Source organism: Nocardioides sp. NPDC023903 (assembly GCF_040639295.1).
In the GTDB taxonomy this organism is placed as follows: Bacteria; Actinomycetota; Actinomycetes; order Propionibacteriales; family Nocardioidaceae; genus Nocardioides.
On record NZ_JBEZZS010000086.1, the window covers coordinates 1 to 1,227 of the forward strand.

General features: G+C 71.2%; 1 protein-coding gene. It reads right to left on the reverse strand.

The window, feature by feature from the left end; all coding sequences use genetic code 11:
• Window positions 1-78: 78 nt before the first annotated feature.
• A complete protein-coding gene (locus tag AB0F44_RS30110; RefSeq protein ID WP_357361034.1) occupies window positions 79-1,203 on the reverse strand; it encodes a hypothetical protein in 1,125 nt (374 codons plus the stop codon).
• Window positions 1,204-1,227 lie beyond the last annotated feature (24 nt).

A 1,227-nucleotide genomic window follows, 5' to 3' on the forward strand; every position in this document is an offset into this window, starting at 1 on the left:
GCGCAAGGACTCCGACCACACGATCAACAGGTTGCGGCTGCGCAAGCTCTGAACAGCCAGGGCGGCAACGCGACCGGCTCAGTTGGTGGTGGTCGGCGCACCCAGCGAGATGACCTGCTTCGCCAATTCCTCACGGACATCACCCTTGTGGACCACCAGCACCCCGTGCGGCGTGCCCCGCGCGTCGGTGGGCTCACCGGCGACCACCTCGATCGTCGACTCCTGGGCTCGCGGGAGCATGTCGACCACCGGGTACTCCCCGACCGGCGCCCACCCCTGCGCCGCCGATTGCAGCCGGTCGACCATGCTGGGCGCACCCGCGGCATCGGCCCACTTGCGCGTGGCGATCGTGATCGAACCGTCGGCGCTCCAGCGTGGGCTGTAGGCCGCCGAGCACTCACCCGGCAGCGTGGGCAGCGCCCGGACACCGTTGGTGGCGGCGTCGATCGTCGCGACATTACCGCTGCCGCAGGTCGCGCTGCGCGCAGTCGTTCCAGCCAGCACGAAGGTGTGCCCATCGGGTCCGGCGGCGGCGGAGAGTCCGGCATCGATGCCGGGGACGCGACCCAGCGGCAGGATGACGTCGGCGCCGATGGCGTAGAGGTGGCTCTTCTCCCACCACAGGCCGCGCGATTCGACCCGGGCCAGCAGCACGAACTCGTCGGTGGCCGCCACCAGCTTCGCTCCGTCCCACGCGCCACCGGTCAGCGGGCTCGGCGAATCCGGCAGGACGATCTCGCGTTCGGGCGCGGCGGGCTCGGTACCGGCCAGGTCCATGCTCATGATCTCGCCCGGCTCGCGCCACCAGCCGACCACCGACCCGCGCAACGCCACCGCGTCGGTGCAGTCACACGGTATGCGCGTCACCGACCGGTCCCGCACGCCCAACGCGACCAGTGTCTTGCTGCTGGTCTCCACCGCGAAGGCGTACTGCCCGTCCCTGGTGAAGGTCACCGCGGCCGAGGAGTAGCCGAAACTGCCCGGCGCCCGCATCGTTTCGGCGCCGCGGACCACCGCAAGCTCGGCATCGGTGCGATAGGCGAACACCGCGCCCTTCGCGGCCTGCTCCTCGGCGGGCGTCAGTCGTGGCAGCGCGGGCTGGTCGACCCCACCGCAGCCCGCGACGGCCGCCACGGCGCCGAGCACGATGCCGAGCACCGCGATCCGCGCATGCCATCCGGTCGCCTTCGTCGCAATTCCCACAGCTCACACCCCTGCAATGTGTCG